The sequence below is a fragment of the Bacillus cereus group sp. BfR-BA-01408 genome (assembly GCF_022663305.1).
GTDB classification, from domain to species: Bacteria; Bacillota; Bacilli; order Bacillales; family Bacillaceae_G; genus Bacillus_A; species Bacillus_A pacificus.
Genome location: NZ_JAKUFF010000040.1, coordinates 1 through 15,924, shown reverse-complemented (window position 1 = coordinate 15,924; position 15,924 = coordinate 1). Strand labels below are relative to the sequence as shown.

The window sequence follows — 15,924 nt, the reverse complement described above, 5'->3', positions numbered from 1 at the left end:
TATTCGGAAAATCGCCGATATAATTTCACATATCGTGGCCTTCGAACTCCAAACCCCTAAACTAACACATCAAAAGTAGTCACGAAAGACGGACGAGAGAAAATACTCTTTTGTTGTTCTGCATGTGGATGCGCCGGAGCTTGTCCTTCTGCTTGGGCAGGACGTTTTTTATGAGCGTTTTCGAATGAACGTGATTCTGTCCAGTCTTTAAAGTTTTGCTCTGTTTCCCACATCGTTAAGATGACATATGTATCGTTACTTAATGGGCGTAGAACGCGGATCGCTTGGAATCCTGGTTCGTTTTCAATAAGGCCTGCGCGGTTTTTAAAACGGTTTTCAAATACAGGGCGGCCTTCGTCTGTGACAGAAATATTATTACAAACGATATAGCCAGGTTGACCTTTAAATTCTCCAACAGCGTCTAGTACGTCATACTTAAGAGATCCTTCTACAGATTCTTCTGTATTTTCTTTATAAAACATATTTTTTTCATCATTTTTTGCAGTGAAATGTGCTTGTTCTAGAGGTGTTTCGTATGAAATAATAGCCTTCATTTTAATGCCCCCTTATCTATTTGTTTCTATTATATCAACTCTCTTAAAAAACTTCGAAGATTATATACATAAAGATATCTCTTTTTCAAATAATAAATGTACCATCATTTGGAAAGAAGGCCGATGTATGAAGAAAGTAAAGTGGACTTTATTAGGTGGGTTAGCAACGCTACTATTAGCGATTGTCCTTTATAAACTAATTGTGTTAGCTGGTGGCTATATGATGGATGAAAAGCAGCTCGTTTTCCACTCTTCATCACGTATCGTTGACCAGAAAGGGAAAGAAATTACGAAATTATACGTAGAAAATAGAGACTTGGTGCCAATCGAGCAAATTCCGAAATATGTGCAGCAGGCGTTCGTTGCGGTGGAAGATTCTCGTTTTTATGAGCATCAAGGAATTGATTATCCGTCTATATTTCGGGCCCTTTATAAAGATACGTTAGCAGGAGAGAAGGTCGAAGGCGGTAGCACGATTACGCAGCAACTTGCTAAAAACGTTTTTTTAACTCGTGAAAAAACATTTACGCGTAAGTTGAAGGAAGTCGCAATTTCCCTTCAATTAGAGCAAAAATATACGAAGCAACAAATTCTTGAAATGTATATGAATCATATTTATTTTGGCCATGGAGCTTACGGTATTCAAGCTGCAGCAAAGTTATATTTTAATAAAAATGTAGAAGATTTAACAGTAGAAGAAGGGGCAATGCTTGCAGGTCTTCCGAAGTCGCCAAACGGTTATTCACCTTATTTTTCTCCAGAGAAGAGTAAAGAACGCCGCGATCTCGTATTGTCACTTATGCATAAACAAGGCTATTTGACTGCCGAAGAAAGCGTACGTTATCAAGGGAAGACAATTGCTCTATATAAAAACTTAGATGAAAATGAACTCGCATATATGCCGTATATTGATATGGTCATAGATGAAGCAGCACGTTTATACGGATTGTCTCATCAAGAAGTACTTCGCGGAGGGTATACGTTTGTTGTACCGATGGATGAAAAGATTCAAAAGGTAGCATATAACCAGTTTCAAGATGTAAGGAATTTCCCTGGGAAAGAAGAGGGGGCGCAAGGTGCTTTTTTATTAATGGATAATCGTACGGGCGGTATTAAAGCTGCAATTGGCGGAAGAAAGTACGTCCCGAGAGGATTTAATCGTATTTTTGCAAAAAGACAGCCCGGTTCTGTACTAAAACCACTTATCGTTTATGCGCCAGCACTCGAAACGAAAAAGTATAATCCGTATTCTTTATTAAAGAATGAAAGACATTCTTTTGAAGGGTATGAACCTCGAAATTATAACCATGAGTATTCGAAAGAAATGACGATGTACGATGCGATTTTAGAGTCAGCAAATGTACCGGCAGTTTCTTTATTAAATGAGTTAGGGGTAGAAGAAGGAAAGCAATATTTAGAGAAAGGAAATGTTCATATTGCTGATGCTGGTTTAAGTACAGCGCTTGGCGGATTAAAAAACGGGGTTTCACCATTTGATCTTGTGAAAATGTACCGTGCGTTTTTAGCAAATGGTGATATTATTGAGCCGCACGTGATTGATAAAGTGTTAAATAGACACGGCGCAGTCATTGGAGAATCGCCAAAAGTAGAAACGAAAATTTTCTCGAAACAAACGGCTTGGTATATGACGAAAATGCTTGAAGGAGTTGTAAAGGAAGGGACAGCGAAAGCCGGTGTATATAACGGGGCGTTAGCTGGGAAAACAGGTACAACTTCCTTACCAAATGACGATAATGGAGCGAGAGATATGTGGTTCGTTGGCTATACGCCAAATTTAGTAGGTGCTGTTTGGATTGGCTATGACCGCATAGATAAAGAGCATCAGTTGCAAGGAGAAAGTGCGTCAGCAACGAAATTGTTTAAGAAAATTTTAACGAAAGCAAATGTAGAACAGAAAGAGCAGTTTAGGAAACCAGAAGGTGTGGAAACAATCGGTGCTCCAATTCGGTTGCGCAAGATTGAAGATGTGAAAATGAAATTAGCATTTAGCCCTTTTGGTTTATTTAAAGCGAAATTAAGCTGGACACCACTTCCAGATGAAAGAATTATGTATCGTATTTATAGAGTGGAAAATGGAATTCATACGCATGTAGGTACTGTAAATGGTGCCGGGGAATATGAGGAAAAGTTCGTTAACATCTTTTCAAAACCGAGCTTTTACGTTGTGCCATATAACACACAAACGAATCGCGAAGGAGAAAAGTCAAAAGTAGCTAAACCATAGTTTTTCTCTGTGTTATAATAAGAATGTTGTGAAAATAGTAAGCGTTTTTAAGAATGTTTGTGTCAATTTAATGAACAACGTACATAATATTATGCATTTTGTTTTTACAAGCTGTATAGTAAAAAAAGATAAATATCGAACGTATTCGAAGCATTGGTAAGGAAGGGAGCAAGGGTCTTGGTAAGAACTATAAATGAGACATTTTTAAAAGCATGTAGGGGGGAACGTACTGATTATGTACCAGCATGGTATATGCGTCAAGCAGGTCGTTCGCAGCCGGAATATAGAAAGATAAAAGAAAAGTATTCTTTATTTGAAATTACACATAATCCAGAGTTATGTGCTTACGTTACAAAACTGCCAGTTGATCAATATAACGTAGACGCAGCAATTCTATATAAAGATATTATGTCACCATTACCTGCAATTGGTGTGGATGTAGAAATTAAATCAGGTATTGGCCCAGTTATTGATAATCCAATCCGTTCTTTACAAGACGTAGAAAAACTAGGGGAAATCAATCCAGAAGATGACGTACCGTACATATTAGATACAATTCGTTTATTAACGACTGAAATGTTAGACGTACCGTTAATCGGTTTTTCAGGAGCTCCATTTACGTTAGCGAGCTATATGATTGAAGGCGGTCCATCTCGTAACTACCATAATACGAAAGCGTTCATGTATGCAGAGCCGAAAGCTTGGTTCGCATTAATGGATAAACTAGCAGATATGGTTATTACATATTTAAAAGCGCAAATTAACGCAGGAGCAAAAGCAGTTCAAATTTTCGATTCTTGGGTTGGAACAGTAAATGTAGCAGATTACCGCGTATTTATTAAACCAGCAATGGAGCGTATTTTTGCAGAAGTTCGTACGATGGGTGTTCCAATGATTATGCACGGCGTAGGAGCTGCACACTTAGTAAATGAATGGCACGACTTACCGCTTGATGTAGTCGGTTTAGACTGGCGTTTACCAATTGAAGAAGCACGTGCACGCGGCGTTCATAAGGCGGTACAAGGTAATATGGATCCTTCGTTCTTACTTGCACCATGGTCTGTTATTGAAGAACATGTAAAAGGTATTTTAGATCAAGGGATGAAGCAGCCGGGTTATATCTTTAACTTAGGTCACGGTGTATTCCCAGAAGTAAATCCAGATACATTAAAACGTTTAACTACATTTATTCATGAATACTCTAAAGGGCAGTTAGCGAAGTAAAGGAGCATTGCTGTATGAAAAAGAAAATTGGTTTGCTTGTAATGGCATACGGAACGCCATATAAAGAAGAAGATATTGAACGTTACTATACACATATTCGCAGAGGAAGAAAGCCAAGTCCTGAAATGCTAGAAGATTTAACAGAGCGTTACCGTGCAATTGGTGGTATTTCTCCTTTAGCTACTATTACATTAGAGCAAGCTAAAAAGTTAGAGAAGCGTTTAAATGAAGTACAAGATGAAGTAGAGTACCATATGTATCTTGGCTTAAAACATATTGAACCGTTTATTGAAGATGCAGTGAAAGATATGCATAACGATGGTATACAAGATGCAATCGCGCTTGTTCTTGCGCCGCACTATTCTACGTTTAGCGTAAAATCATACGTTGGACGAGCACAAGAAGAAGCTGAGAAACTTGGAAACTTAACAATTCACGGCATCGATAGCTGGTATAAAGAACCGAAATTTATCCAGTACTGGGTTGATGCAGTGAAAGGTATATATAACGGTATGTCAGACGCAGAACGCGAAAAAGCAGTATTAATCGTATCAGCTCATAGCTTACCAGAAAAGATTATTGCAATGGGCGATCCATATCCAGATCAATTAAATGAAACAGCGGACTATATTGCAAGAGGTGCTGAAGTAGCAAACTATGCAGTAGGCTGGCAAAGTGCAGGAAATACACCAGATCCTTGGATTGGTCCAGATGTACAAGATTTAACGAGAGAATTAAATGAAAAGTACGGTTACACTTCATTCGTATACGCACCAGTTGGATTTGTTGCGGAACATTTAGAAGTTTTATATGACAACGACTTTGAGTGTAAAGTTGTAACGGATGAAATTGGCGCGAAATATTATCGTCCAGAAATGCCAAATGCATCGGACTCATTTATTGATTGTTTAACAGATGTTGTATTAAAGAAAAAAGAATCTGTACTGTAAGAAGAAAGGGGGAGCCTGCTTGAGGAAAAAAGTTGTAATCATCGGCGGAGGCATCACTGGATTAACAGCAATGTATAACTTACAAAAACATATTCATGAAAAAAACTTGCCGATTGATACATTACTGATAGAAGCATCGGGTAAACTTGGCGGGAAAATTCAAACCGTTCGAAAAGATGGATTTACAATTGAGCGCGGACCGGATTCTTTCTTAGCACGAAAAGAAAGTGCAGCTATATTAGTGAAAGAATTAGGTCTTGGCGATGAACTTGTAAATAATCAGGCCGGTCAATCATTTATCCTCGTAAACAATCGGTTACATAAAATGCCGAATGGATCAATGATGGGAATTCCAACGCAAATTACGCCGTTTCTATTCTCCAGGCTGTTCTCCCCAATTGGTAAACTAAGAGCTGGTTTTGATCTATTAATGCCGAGGTCAAAGCCAGTATGTGACCAATCACTCGGACAATTTTTCAGACATCGTCTTGGAAACGAAGTGGTTGAAAACTTAATAGAACCGTTACTATCAGGTATTTATGCAGGAGATATTGATGAAATGAGCTTAATGTCAACATTCCCGCAAATGTATCAAATTGAGCAGAAACATCGCAGTATTTCACTCGGTATGCGTACGCTCGCTCCGAAAGAAGAGAAAGCTGAACCGAAAAAAGGAATCTTCCAAACAGTGAAAACAGGTTTAGAATCTATAGTAGAATCTCTCGAAGCAAAGATGCATGAAGGTACGATAATAAAGGGAACTCGCATTGAAAAAGTTGCAAAACAGGGTGATGCTTATACGATTACTCTTAGTAACGGAAAAGAAATAGAAGCGGACGCGGTCGTAGTGGCAAGTTCACATAAAGTATTGCCATCTATGTTTGCGCAGTACAAGCAGTTTCGTTTCTTCCGTAACATCCCGTCCACATCAGTCGCGAATGTAGCAATGGCTTTCCCGAAATCAGCCATTCAGCGCGATATTGATGGCACAGGGTTTGTTGTCTCTCGAAATAGTGATTACACAATTACAGCATGTACGTGGACACATAAGAAATGGCCACATACAACGCCAGAAGGAAAAATGCTACTTCGTTGTTACGTTGGACGACCTGGTGATGAAGCAGTTGTAGAACAAACAGAAGAGGAACTCGTTCAGCTCGTACTAGAAGACTTACGAAAGACGATGGATATTACAGAGGATCCAGAGTTTACAGTCGTAAGCCGCTGGAAAGAAGCGATGCCCCAATATACAGTAGGCCATAACGAGCGAATGAAGAAACTCACAACATTTATGGAAAAAGAGTTGCCAGGTATATACTTGGCAGGTAGTTCCTACGCTGGTTCTGGTCTGCCGGACTGTATTGATCAAGGTGAGAAAGCAGCAAAGCGTGTGCTAGCTCATTTGGAGAAAGTAATGGATACGGAATTAATCGCACAGTAAAGAGAAACGCCTTCAATCACATTGAAGGCGTTTTGTTACTTATTCACCAATAAACATATATAAGTTATTTGGCTTTATAACGGCATCTCCTGCATAAATAACCCATTCTGTTAAGTCATCAAAATCTAAATGATAACTATTTCCTTCACTCATATCTTTTATAAAATATGGTTCGTTAATGAGTATTCCTTGAATGAATTCTTCCATTCATAGCTGCGCGGTATGTTTCTGTTTGCACTTCCATCCAATCACTCCTATTCAAATGAATCCATTTTACATGCCAATTAAATTTCGATATTTCTGTTTTTTCTCTTTCATATTATAAAACGCATTCGTCGAAGGTGTAAAATTATTATTTTGTATTATTGTTTGAAAACGAGTAAATTAGATTAATTTTTTGTAAAACTTGTCGAAATATCATTCTATATAACGAATCATTTGATATGATAGAAATGCTGAGAAAATATGAAATAGGGAGAGGAAAATGGCTGTGAAGAAATTGTTAAGTGTCTTTTTATCATTCATACTATTGCTTTCATTTACTGGAACTTTAGTACAAGCAGAAGAAACTACTTCTATGTCAGTAGAAAAAGCAATTCAAGTATTTAAGCAGCAAGGGAAAACGAAGGGGACAGTGGAAGGATATATCGTTGGATATACGCAAAGCCCTTCTAAGTACACGAAGGATCCGGCTAAGTTTGACGACACAAATGTGGCAATTGCCGATTCTCCAAATGAAACGAATCCAGACAAAATCATGCCTGTTCAGTTGCCAAAAGGCGATGTGAGAGCGGCAGTAAACGTAAAAGATCATCCTGAAAATATTGGGAAGAAAGTTAGTTTAACAGGGACGCTTGAATTATATTTTAGTAGCCCAGGTTTAAAATCAGTAACAGCTCATAAGTTTCAAGGAGAAGGACAAAACCGTGTTAGCGATGTAGTAGCTTCACCTAGTGGCGGAGAAGTTGCGAAAGGAACAGCGGTAACGTTAACAACGAATACAGAAGGAGCAACAATCTATTACACGTTAGATGGTTCTAACCCTACAAATAAAAGTGTTCGTTATAATGGACAAATTATAGTGAATGAAAATAGTGTAGTGAAAGCAATTGCTGAAAAAGAAGGGCTTACTTCTTCAGCAGTTTCAACATTTTCATTTATTATCGTAAACAATGAGCCAGTTCGTATTCATGATATTCAAGGGAAATCACATATTTCTCCTTACAACGGGAAGAAAGTATACAATGTGGAAGGCGTTGTAACAGCACTTGATAAAAATGGTTTTTATATAGAAGACAACCAGCCAGATAATGATCCAGCTACTTCAGAAGGTATGTACGTATACAAAAAAGATGCAAATGTAGCAGTAGGAGATCTTATTCAAGTTGATGGAGTAGTAGAAGAATATGTTGGACCTGGATATGCAGAAAGGTTTGAAACAGACTTAACGACGACGGAAATTAAAGCGAGCCGCGTTGCTGTAATCGCAAAAGATCAAGCTTTACCAGCACCGATTGTACTTGGAGAAAACGGTGTGAAAATTCCTGATCAAATTATCGATAATGATGCATTTGGTTTATTTGATCCAAATGAAGATGCAATCGACTTTTATGAAAGTATAGAAGGTATGCGCGTTACGATGCCAACGCCAAAAATTATTGCCCCTCAGAAAAACGGGAATTTATATGTAACAGTGAAAAATGGCGGGAATAAAGTCGTAACGAAATATGGCACACCTGTATTAGATGAAAATCAATTAAATCCAGAGCGTCTTTCTGTAAAAGTACCTCGTGATTATGTAGCAAAAGTAGGAGATACTTTCACTGGAGATATAACAGGAGTAGTCGGATATGATTATGGTGCGTTCCGCATTTCGCCAATAACGGAATTACCATCTGTAGTAGACGGCGGATTTAAGCAAGTAGGGGCCAATATTCAGCCGCGTCTTGATAAGTTAACAGTTGCTACATATAACATTGAAAACTTCTCGGCGAATAAAAAAGAAACAACAGATGAAAAAGTAAAGGCGTTAGCGTATTCTATTAAATACAATTTAAAAATGCCAGATATTATCGGGGTAGAGGAAATGCAAGATAATAATGGAACGATTAATGACGGTACAACAGATGCTTCATTAAGCGCAAAACGTATTATTGATGCGGTGCTAGAAATTCGCGGGCCAAAGTATGAGTATGTAGAAATTGCTCCGCATAATAATCTAGACGGTGGAGCGCCAGGAGCGAATATTCGCGTCGGTTTCTTCTACAACCCATCACGCGTGAAATTAGCAGCGGTACCGAAGTTACTTGATAAAAATGTCGTTCGCATTGGAGACGAAAACCCATTGTTTGAAAGTACACGTAAACCACTTGCGGCAGAATTTACATTCCAAGGACAAAACGTTGTCGTCGTTGCAAATCACTTAAACTCAAAACTAGGAGATGCAACGCCATTTGGAAAAGTACAACCGCTCGTATTAAAAAGTGAAGAAAAACGAGTTCAATTAGCACAAGAAGTAAACAATTTCATACAAGGTATTCAGAAAAAAAACACGAATGCACCAGTTGTTGTGTTAGGGGATATGAACGATTTTGAGTTCGCTAAACCATTAAAAACGTTAGAAGGAACAATCTTGAAAAATATGTTAAACACAGTGCCGAAAGAAAATCGCTACACGTACATCCATGAAGGAAATGCACAAGTGTTAGATCATATTTTAGTAACAAACAACATTGCACCACACACAATCGTAGATCCAGTACACTTAAACTCAAACATTATGAAAGAACATGGACGTGTAAGTGACCACGACCCAGTACTTGCTCAAATTGATTTGAAGAAAGCTTCTTAAATAATTGTAAAAGAACGCTTAGAAATATACTGAGCGTTCTTTTACATAATTAGGAATTTTGTGGTAAAATAGACTGAATGTTCATTTTATTGTTAGGGGGTGTAGACATATGGTAGCCCAACTAAATGGGAAACTAATGAACCAACTAGCGATTTTTTTTAGCATGTTCATAATAATTAAGTTTCTAGCCGATGTAACAGGTCTTACGCAACCACTAGGTATGTATTATTTAGGCACGCTTAGTACAAATATCGCTTATATAGCATTCGGTCTAGCCGTAATTTTTACTATATTGGGTATTAAAAAGGAATTAAGTAAATATGCCATTATTTCAGTATGTTCGGCGGTAGGAATTCAAATAATCTATATGATTGTTTTTGTAGTTTTATGGATGTTGGCAGGTACGCCGTAAAGGGGAGATGATTATATGAGTATTGAAAATATACGATTGATACATGTAAATGATAATAATCTCTATGTAAAAATGTTAGGAGAAGGTGAACCAATCATATTTCTTCATGGAGGACCTGGAAGTGAACACCGCTTTTTTCTTCCCTATATGGCTCCACTAGCAGAAAAATTCCAATTAGTTTTTTATGATCAAGCAGGTTGTGGAGAATCGGAAGCACCAAAGAATAATCAATATTCTATGAGGGATGAGGTTGCAAACTTAGAAGCAATGCGTGTGCAATTAGGGTTTGAAAAAATAAATATATTAGGTGAATCATGGGGATCGATGCTTGCATTATTGTATGCAACTACATACCCCGAACGAGTGAATAAGTTACTTTTAACTGCTGCGATAGGAGTTAATGTAAAAGGATTAGAAATGTTTGGTGAAGAACTGCAGAAGAGGTTAACGGAAGAAGATAAAGTAATCATTTCTGAAGTAAGCGAGAAGATTAAAATAGGAGAGGCTTCTATATACGATATGTTACAAGTGTTAGATCCGTATTATGTATTTACTATGGAAACTTTAACTTATAAAAAGAAAACAACTTTTAGTAATGAAGTTAATACGATATTAGGTGCAGATATGGTGAAAAATTATGATGTGACTAAACATATAAAAAAGCTCTCGAAAATTCCAATATTAATTGCGCAAGGAAGTCATGATATTTTAACTCTTGCCACTATAAAAGAACATTTTACAGAATACATACCTCATATAGAGTTTGTAGAGATTGCGAATTGTGGACATTGGACGGTAGTAGAGCAGCCAAAGCAAATGTGTAATATCGCATATAGTTTTTTTGAGAACTAAGAATAAGAGCGTAACTCCCATATAACTTAGGGAATTACGCTCTTATTCGTTCAATGATTTAGTCTGAAATTACTTGAAACGCTTTTCTACATCGATCTCTTTTTTGCAGTCTTCTTTTATATTTTTTTCTATCTCGCTTTACTCCTTGTATATACATAAGTAAGCTAACGAGAAGGAAGAAAGCACATTGCATCGTTAAAATGTACGGTGACATGCCTTGCAATGGTTGCTTTGGATCATATAAATGAATAGGTGCTCCACCTATTGTAGGGAATATTGTATTTAGTAGGACGTACGGAATGGAGTTAACTGCAAATGGAAATAGAATGGCCATATAGTCTTTTTGTGACCATGCAGATGCAGCAAGTCCTAAGAGGGCCATTAAACCTGCAAATAAAAAATTAATTCCAATATATACCGTAATGTAAGTGAGAGGCGCATCGAAGTATAGGTTTGCGAACATTCCATCCTCATTTATGATGCCAGAACCAATCGTAGGTGTTCCGTCTGGAATTGTTAATTTGCAAAATAATAACGATAAGATGAATGGAAAGGTATAAAGAAATCCTCCGCAAAAAAACGTAACGATATATTTCGTTACTGAATAAGGAAATAAAGAAATTCCTTTGCTCACGAACGGTTTAAAACCATCTGACTTATCGGAATTGTAACTTGTACTAAAGGGGAAACTCGCAATAACTGGCATTAATAATAAATAAACATCCATTTCATTATCACGAAATCCAATCCATTTTATATCTGTTGATATAGGTCCGCTCGCAGCGTCTCCTAAATAACGAATGACATAATAATAATGATAAATACAAATAAGAACGAATCCACTAAACATAATAATTAAAGAAACACGATTACAAAAAGCTTGCTTTATATTTAAACGAAGTGCACGCATCATGACTGAAAAAGCCCCCACTGATTATTAGTCTTCACTAATCGGACTTTTATGGACAGCCCGATCCCCACCTAAATTCTTTGCTTTCGCTGAATTTTGAGGTGGGGGTCTTACTGCCCATTAAAGTCGGATAAACTTGTCTATTTTCTATATTACTATTAAATGTAAAGATTTTCTTGTTTTTTTATTTGATTATTTGAAAAAAGAGAAATTTGTTGTTGGGAAGTAAGGTTTAGTTGAAATTAGTTTTTTCTAAAATATGGTTGACAATTAAGTATTACATTTGTAATCTTAGTTATAGATTACAAATGTAATACGAGGGAGTGAAATATATTATGACAAATCAATTACCTAAAATATCCGAAGCAGAATTAGAAATTATGAAAGTACTTTGGTCTAATTCTCCACAAACAGCGAATGAAATTATAGAAGAACTAGAAGATGAAATGGACTGGAAACCGAAAACAATCCGTACATTAATTAATCGGTTAGTACAAAAGGAAGCCGTTTCTTACCATCAAGATAAAGGACGCATGTATGCTTATTATCCGTTAGTATCACAAGATAATTATTTACAAGTGGAAACGAAATCTTTGCTAAAGCGTTTTTGCGGTGCAGCGTTTAAACCATTACTTGTTAATTTCTTAAAAGAGGAGAAATTATCTTCAGAAGATATTAATGAACTAAAACGCATTTTAGATGAGAAGACAGAGGAGAATAAGAGGAAGGATCGATAAAAATGATAGACATGCTTATAAATGTATACCTTCCTCATTTTTTTGATTGGCTTATAGAAACATCACTTATGGCTAGCATATTAGTGGGTTTTATTTTATGTATAAAAATTTTATTTAGAAATAAATTAACACCCCGGTGGCAATATATGCTGTGGATTGTATTAATGATTAGACTCCTTTTACCATGGTCACCAGATAGTTCTTATAGCATTTATTCATTACTTTCCTATCGTTCTAGCGTATCGGAAGTTATTCCTAAAAATATGCCGTCTACGGAGAGTATAGTGAATATAGAAAGCGACCGTACAGTGGAATCAAATTCTAAAATGGTTACAAAAACTAGCGAACCGGAAGTAGAAGTTAGTTTGGAACAACAGACTCCATTTTCTTTATACAAACTTGCTATGTATGTTTGGTTAGTTGGGGTATTCCTATTAGCAGTTATAACGTTTATTACAAATAGACGTTTATATTCTTATATAAAGAAACAACCGGATATTACGGATGAACAGTTCGTTACGGTGTTTAATCGCTGTAAGCAGTCTATGAAAATGAAGAAGGTAGTTTCATTACGTTTAGCAGGAAAGATTGCGAGTCCAACTGTGTTTAGTTTCTTTCGCCCAAAAGTATTACTATCAAAAAAACATATGAAAGTATTAAACGAGCAACAATTACAACATGTTTTTTACCATGAGTTAGCTCATATTAAAAGAAACGATGTAGCTGTAAATTGGATTATGTACAGTTTAATCCTATTAAATTGGTTCAATCCGATTCTTTGGTACGCCTATTTCTGTATGAGAGAAGATCAAGAATTAGCTTGTGATGCATATGCGCTTACGTTTATAGATAAAGAGGAGCAAATTGCATACGGTCATACAATTATTACCCTCCTAGAACATTATTCCTATCAAGTACCAAGCCTAGCAAATTTAAGTAGAAATAAACGAACATTAAAAAGGAGAATCGTTATGATTAAAAAGTTCCAAAAGAAATCGTATCGTCTTTCTTTACTTGGAGTTATTGCTATAGCAGCTATAGCAGGCGGATTTTTATTAAATGCAAGGATAACTGAGGGGGATGAAAGACAGAAAGAAAAGGTTGTAGAAAAAAAGCAATCTAAAGCGGCTTTTGAAGAAGCGATAGAAACAGTATTAGGCACACCGGAGAATGCAAGTAGAGAATGGGGGATGTCAATAAAGTCATATAAAATGAATACAGATTTTTTATATTTGGCAGAAAAGAATTTTACAAAAGAAGAATTTGAGCAGTATGTTCAATTATTTAAGGAAGCCCAAGAAATTCGTAAAAAAGCAATGGTTAAAAAAAATGTGCCTGAAAATTATGATGGAGATACAAAGGAATATAAACCTGAACGCTTGAAGAAAGCTGATCAGGAAAGACTAGCTACTATTGAGAAGACATTAAAACCGCTTGGAGAAAAGCTGGAGAAATCTTTAACATATACTATAGAAGAAGCGAAAAATCATGTGCCATTTCAAATTAAGCAGCCGGCTTATATACCTGAAGGTTATGAGTTAAAGAGAGAATGGGCTGATTCATATTTTGGAAGAGATATAGAATTAGTTACTAAATCAGAATATAAAAAAGGGAAATATGGTTTTACAATTTATCAGTCAAGAATGTATGCAGGTGGTAATAAGGACCCACTACACTACATGATGCCTGGAGAAGAGAATCTAGAAAGTTATAGTTTAGACGGGAAAGGAATGGTCTATAATAAATCTTCTCATGGAGAGGGTAAGTTAAAAGGACTCAAAATGTTTGTACCAGCACAAGGTAAGAATAGTGAGTATCAAATTGTCATAGTGAATGATATTTTTACAAGAGATACAAAGATATACGAAGAGATAATCGATGATGAGCTAACTAAGAAAGAGATGGAGAAAATCTTACTTTCTATGTCAAAATAATAGACAGTGTTCTTAAACATTTTGTTTTAAGAACACTGTCTATTTTATTAAATTTTTATTGGGATCTAGTCAGCAATTATTTACGAATATATTCCAGCTTTCCATACAAGTATACTTTTTGATACACTATGAACAGTATGATATAACTTGACTGGAATTTTTTATACTGGAAATAATAAAAAAGAGAACTTGTATACAATGTAAGCGTGTGGTAATATCAAAGATGTACTAATTGACTATATTATCCAATTGGTCATTTTTGGAGGTGAAGATGTGGCGATAGATCGAAAACGTTCTATTATTGAAGCTGCAACAAAGTCTTTTTCAGCATTCGGTTATAAAGCAACAACGATGGATCAAGTAGCGAAGTTAGCGAATGTAGGAAAAGGAACGATTTATACTTTTTTTAAAAATAAAGAAGAGCTATTTGGCGAGATTATTTCTAATTTAATTACAGAAATGAAGCAAGTTGCAGAAAATGCAATTCGTTCAGAAGTTTCATTTTTTGAAAATGTACATAGAGCATTATATAGCATATTAGAATTCAGAAAAGAACATCAGCTCATGATTAAGTTAATTCAAGAAGAGCGTGATATGGGAACGAAAGAAGTACAAGAAGTCATGCAACAAGTAGATGTGGAAATCGTTTCTGTCATTCAATCGTATTTAAAGATTGCGATTGATAAAGGTGAAATTAGCAAATGTGATCCAGAAATTACAGCATTTATTATGCTTCGCTTATATGTATCGCTTATTTTTGATTGGGAAAAAAATCATGAACCGCTAGAAAAAGAAAAAATTGCAGAATTATTTGAACTTTATTTATTAAAAGGATTGTCAAATTAAGATAATCCTTTTATTCTTATAAAAAGTGACCAATTGAACGAAACGGTCATATATTTATTTTAGGAGGGATAATAAAAATATTCACTTCATAGTAAAGAACAGTTGCATAGTATAAATTCGGGGATAAGGCATATGTATGAATAAGTATAGCCTTTTTGTTTGGGTAAAAATGACTAATTGAACATTTTAGTCATTTTAAAAAGGGGGAGAAATAATGAAAGGAAATCAGTTACTTCGTAAAGAGTTCACACAAATTATAAAAAGTAAAAAAATATTAATTCCAATTATCGCGGTTTTATTCGTACCGATTTTATATGCAGGTATGTTTTTATGGGCCTTCTGGGATCCGTATAAACAGTTAGATGATTTACCAGTTGCGGTAGTCAATTTAGATAAAGGAGCAGTATTTGATGGGAAACCAATTGAGGTCGGAAAAGGGCTCGTTGATAATTTAAAAGATAATACAAGTTTTAAATGGGAATTTGTAAGTGAAAAAGAAGCGAAAAGAGGAATGGAAGGTAGAAAGTATTACATGTTAGTACGCATTCCAGATGACTTCTCAAGTAACGCTACAACGTTATTAAAAGATGATCCAAAACCATTAAACTTAGAATACATTCCAAACGAAAGCTTGAACTTCTTATCTTCACAAATTGGCGGAACAGCCATTGAAAAAATTAAAGGTGAAGTATCAAGTACGTTAACGAAAACATATGCAGAGAAAATGTTTGATTCCATTCAAGACGTCTCAAAAGGATTAGCAGATGGGGCGGAAGGAGCAAATAAACTTCACGACGGATCAAGTGAGCTGCATGATGGTTCAAGTAAAGTGACGGACGGCCTTCATACACTTCAAGGGAAGTCTGGAGAGATGAAGGATGGAGTTCAGAAATTAGCAGATGGATCTAATAAATTAGTAGATGGGTCAGGGAAAGTGACAGTAGGTTTAAATACGCTAAATAGCAAAA

Annotated in this window: 13 protein-coding genes and 1 pseudogene; 11 read left to right on the top strand and 3 right to left on the bottom strand. The window is 36.0% G+C overall.

Annotated features, from left to right (window positions below):
• Positions 1 to 56: 56 nt before the first annotated feature.
• Positions 57 to 554 carry a heme-degrading monooxygenase HmoB gene (hmoB, locus tag MR083_RS16570; RefSeq protein ID WP_000644055.1) on the bottom strand — a complete coding sequence of 166 codons (498 nt, stop codon included), beginning with the start codon at positions 552 to 554 and terminating at the stop codon, positions 57 to 59.
• Positions 555 to 681: 127 nt separating this feature from the next.
• Here hmoB and MR083_RS16565 point away from each other — a divergent pair, with 127 nt between their 5' ends.
• From MR083_RS16565 to hemY, 4 genes are all read left to right on the top strand, one after another.
• A complete protein-coding gene (locus tag MR083_RS16565; protein WP_242269603.1) occupies positions 682 to 2,799 on the top strand; it encodes a transglycosylase domain-containing protein in 2,118 nt (705 codons plus the stop codon).
• A gap of 177 nt (positions 2,800 to 2,976) precedes the next feature.
• A complete protein-coding gene (hemE, locus tag MR083_RS16560; RefSeq protein ID WP_000252614.1) occupies positions 2,977 to 4,023 on the top strand; it encodes a uroporphyrinogen decarboxylase in 1,047 nt (348 codons plus the stop codon).
• 14 nt (positions 4,024 to 4,037) lie between these two features.
• Positions 4,038 to 4,973, top strand: a complete 936-nt coding sequence (hemH, locus tag MR083_RS16555) for a ferrochelatase (protein ID WP_000726781.1) — start codon at positions 4,038 to 4,040, stop codon at positions 4,971 to 4,973.
• A 19-nt stretch (positions 4,974 to 4,992) separates the two neighbouring features.
• Positions 4,993 to 6,414 carry a protoporphyrinogen oxidase gene (gene hemY / locus MR083_RS16550; RefSeq protein ID WP_242269602.1) on the top strand — a complete coding sequence of 474 codons (1,422 nt, stop codon included), beginning with the start codon at positions 4,993 to 4,995 and terminating at the stop codon, positions 6,412 to 6,414.
• Positions 6,415 to 6,453: 39 nt separating this feature from the next.
• Here hemY and MR083_RS16545 read toward each other — a convergent pair.
• A pseudogene (locus MR083_RS16545) lies at positions 6,454 to 6,618 on the bottom strand (DUF4026 domain-containing protein); the annotation flags it as partial.
• Between the two features lie 280 nt (positions 6,619 to 6,898).
• Between MR083_RS16545 and MR083_RS16540 the strand changes: the two are divergent.
• The 3 genes from MR083_RS16540 to MR083_RS16530 all read left to right on the top strand — a co-directional run bounded on the left by MR083_RS16540 (position 6,899) and on the right by MR083_RS16530 (position 10,529).
• On the top strand, positions 6,899 to 9,265 hold the full coding sequence (locus MR083_RS16540) for a DUF6359 domain-containing protein (RefSeq protein WP_242269601.1): 2,367 nt from the start codon (positions 6,899 to 6,901) through the stop codon (positions 9,263 to 9,265).
• 109 nt (positions 9,266 to 9,374) lie between these two features.
• Complete coding sequence (locus MR083_RS16535) at positions 9,375 to 9,677, top strand: hypothetical protein (protein WP_000226523.1); 303 nt, start codon at positions 9,375 to 9,377, stop codon at positions 9,675 to 9,677.
• A gap of 15 nt (positions 9,678 to 9,692) precedes the next feature.
• Entirely contained in the window at positions 9,693 to 10,529 is an 837-nt protein-coding gene (locus MR083_RS16530) for an alpha/beta fold hydrolase (protein WP_242269600.1), read from the top strand.
• Between the two features lie 58 nt (positions 10,530 to 10,587).
• On the opposite strand, the gene MR083_RS16525 is transcribed toward MR083_RS16530, so the two are convergent.
• Positions 10,588 to 11,442, bottom strand: a complete 855-nt coding sequence (locus MR083_RS16525; protein ID WP_242269599.1) for a hypothetical protein — start codon at positions 11,440 to 11,442, stop codon at positions 10,588 to 10,590.
• 332 nt (positions 11,443 to 11,774) lie between these two features.
• Between MR083_RS16525 and MR083_RS16520 the strand changes: the two genes are divergently transcribed.
• The 4 genes from MR083_RS16520 to MR083_RS16505 form a co-directional block, all read left to right on the top strand.
• Positions 11,775 to 12,176: a BlaI/MecI/CopY family transcriptional regulator gene (locus MR083_RS16520; RefSeq protein WP_000184506.1), complete on the top strand. Its 402-nt coding sequence runs from the start codon at positions 11,775 to 11,777 to the stop codon at positions 12,174 to 12,176.
• Positions 12,177 to 12,178: 2 nt separating this feature from the next.
• Positions 12,179 to 14,110 (top strand): M56 family metallopeptidase, encoded by a 1,932-nt coding sequence (locus MR083_RS16515; RefSeq protein WP_242269598.1) that lies wholly within the window; start codon positions 12,179 to 12,181, stop codon positions 14,108 to 14,110.
• Between the two features lie 273 nt (positions 14,111 to 14,383).
• The gene (locus MR083_RS16510; protein ID WP_000963380.1) at positions 14,384 to 14,956 is read left to right on the top strand and encodes a TetR/AcrR family transcriptional regulator; all 573 of its coding nucleotides are present in this window, start codon (positions 14,384 to 14,386) and stop codon (positions 14,954 to 14,956) included.
• A 214-nt stretch (positions 14,957 to 15,170) separates the two neighbouring features.
• Positions 15,171 to 15,924 (top strand): YhgE/Pip family protein (locus MR083_RS16505; RefSeq protein ID WP_242269597.1); only part of this gene is annotated, 754 nt, incomplete at its 3' end.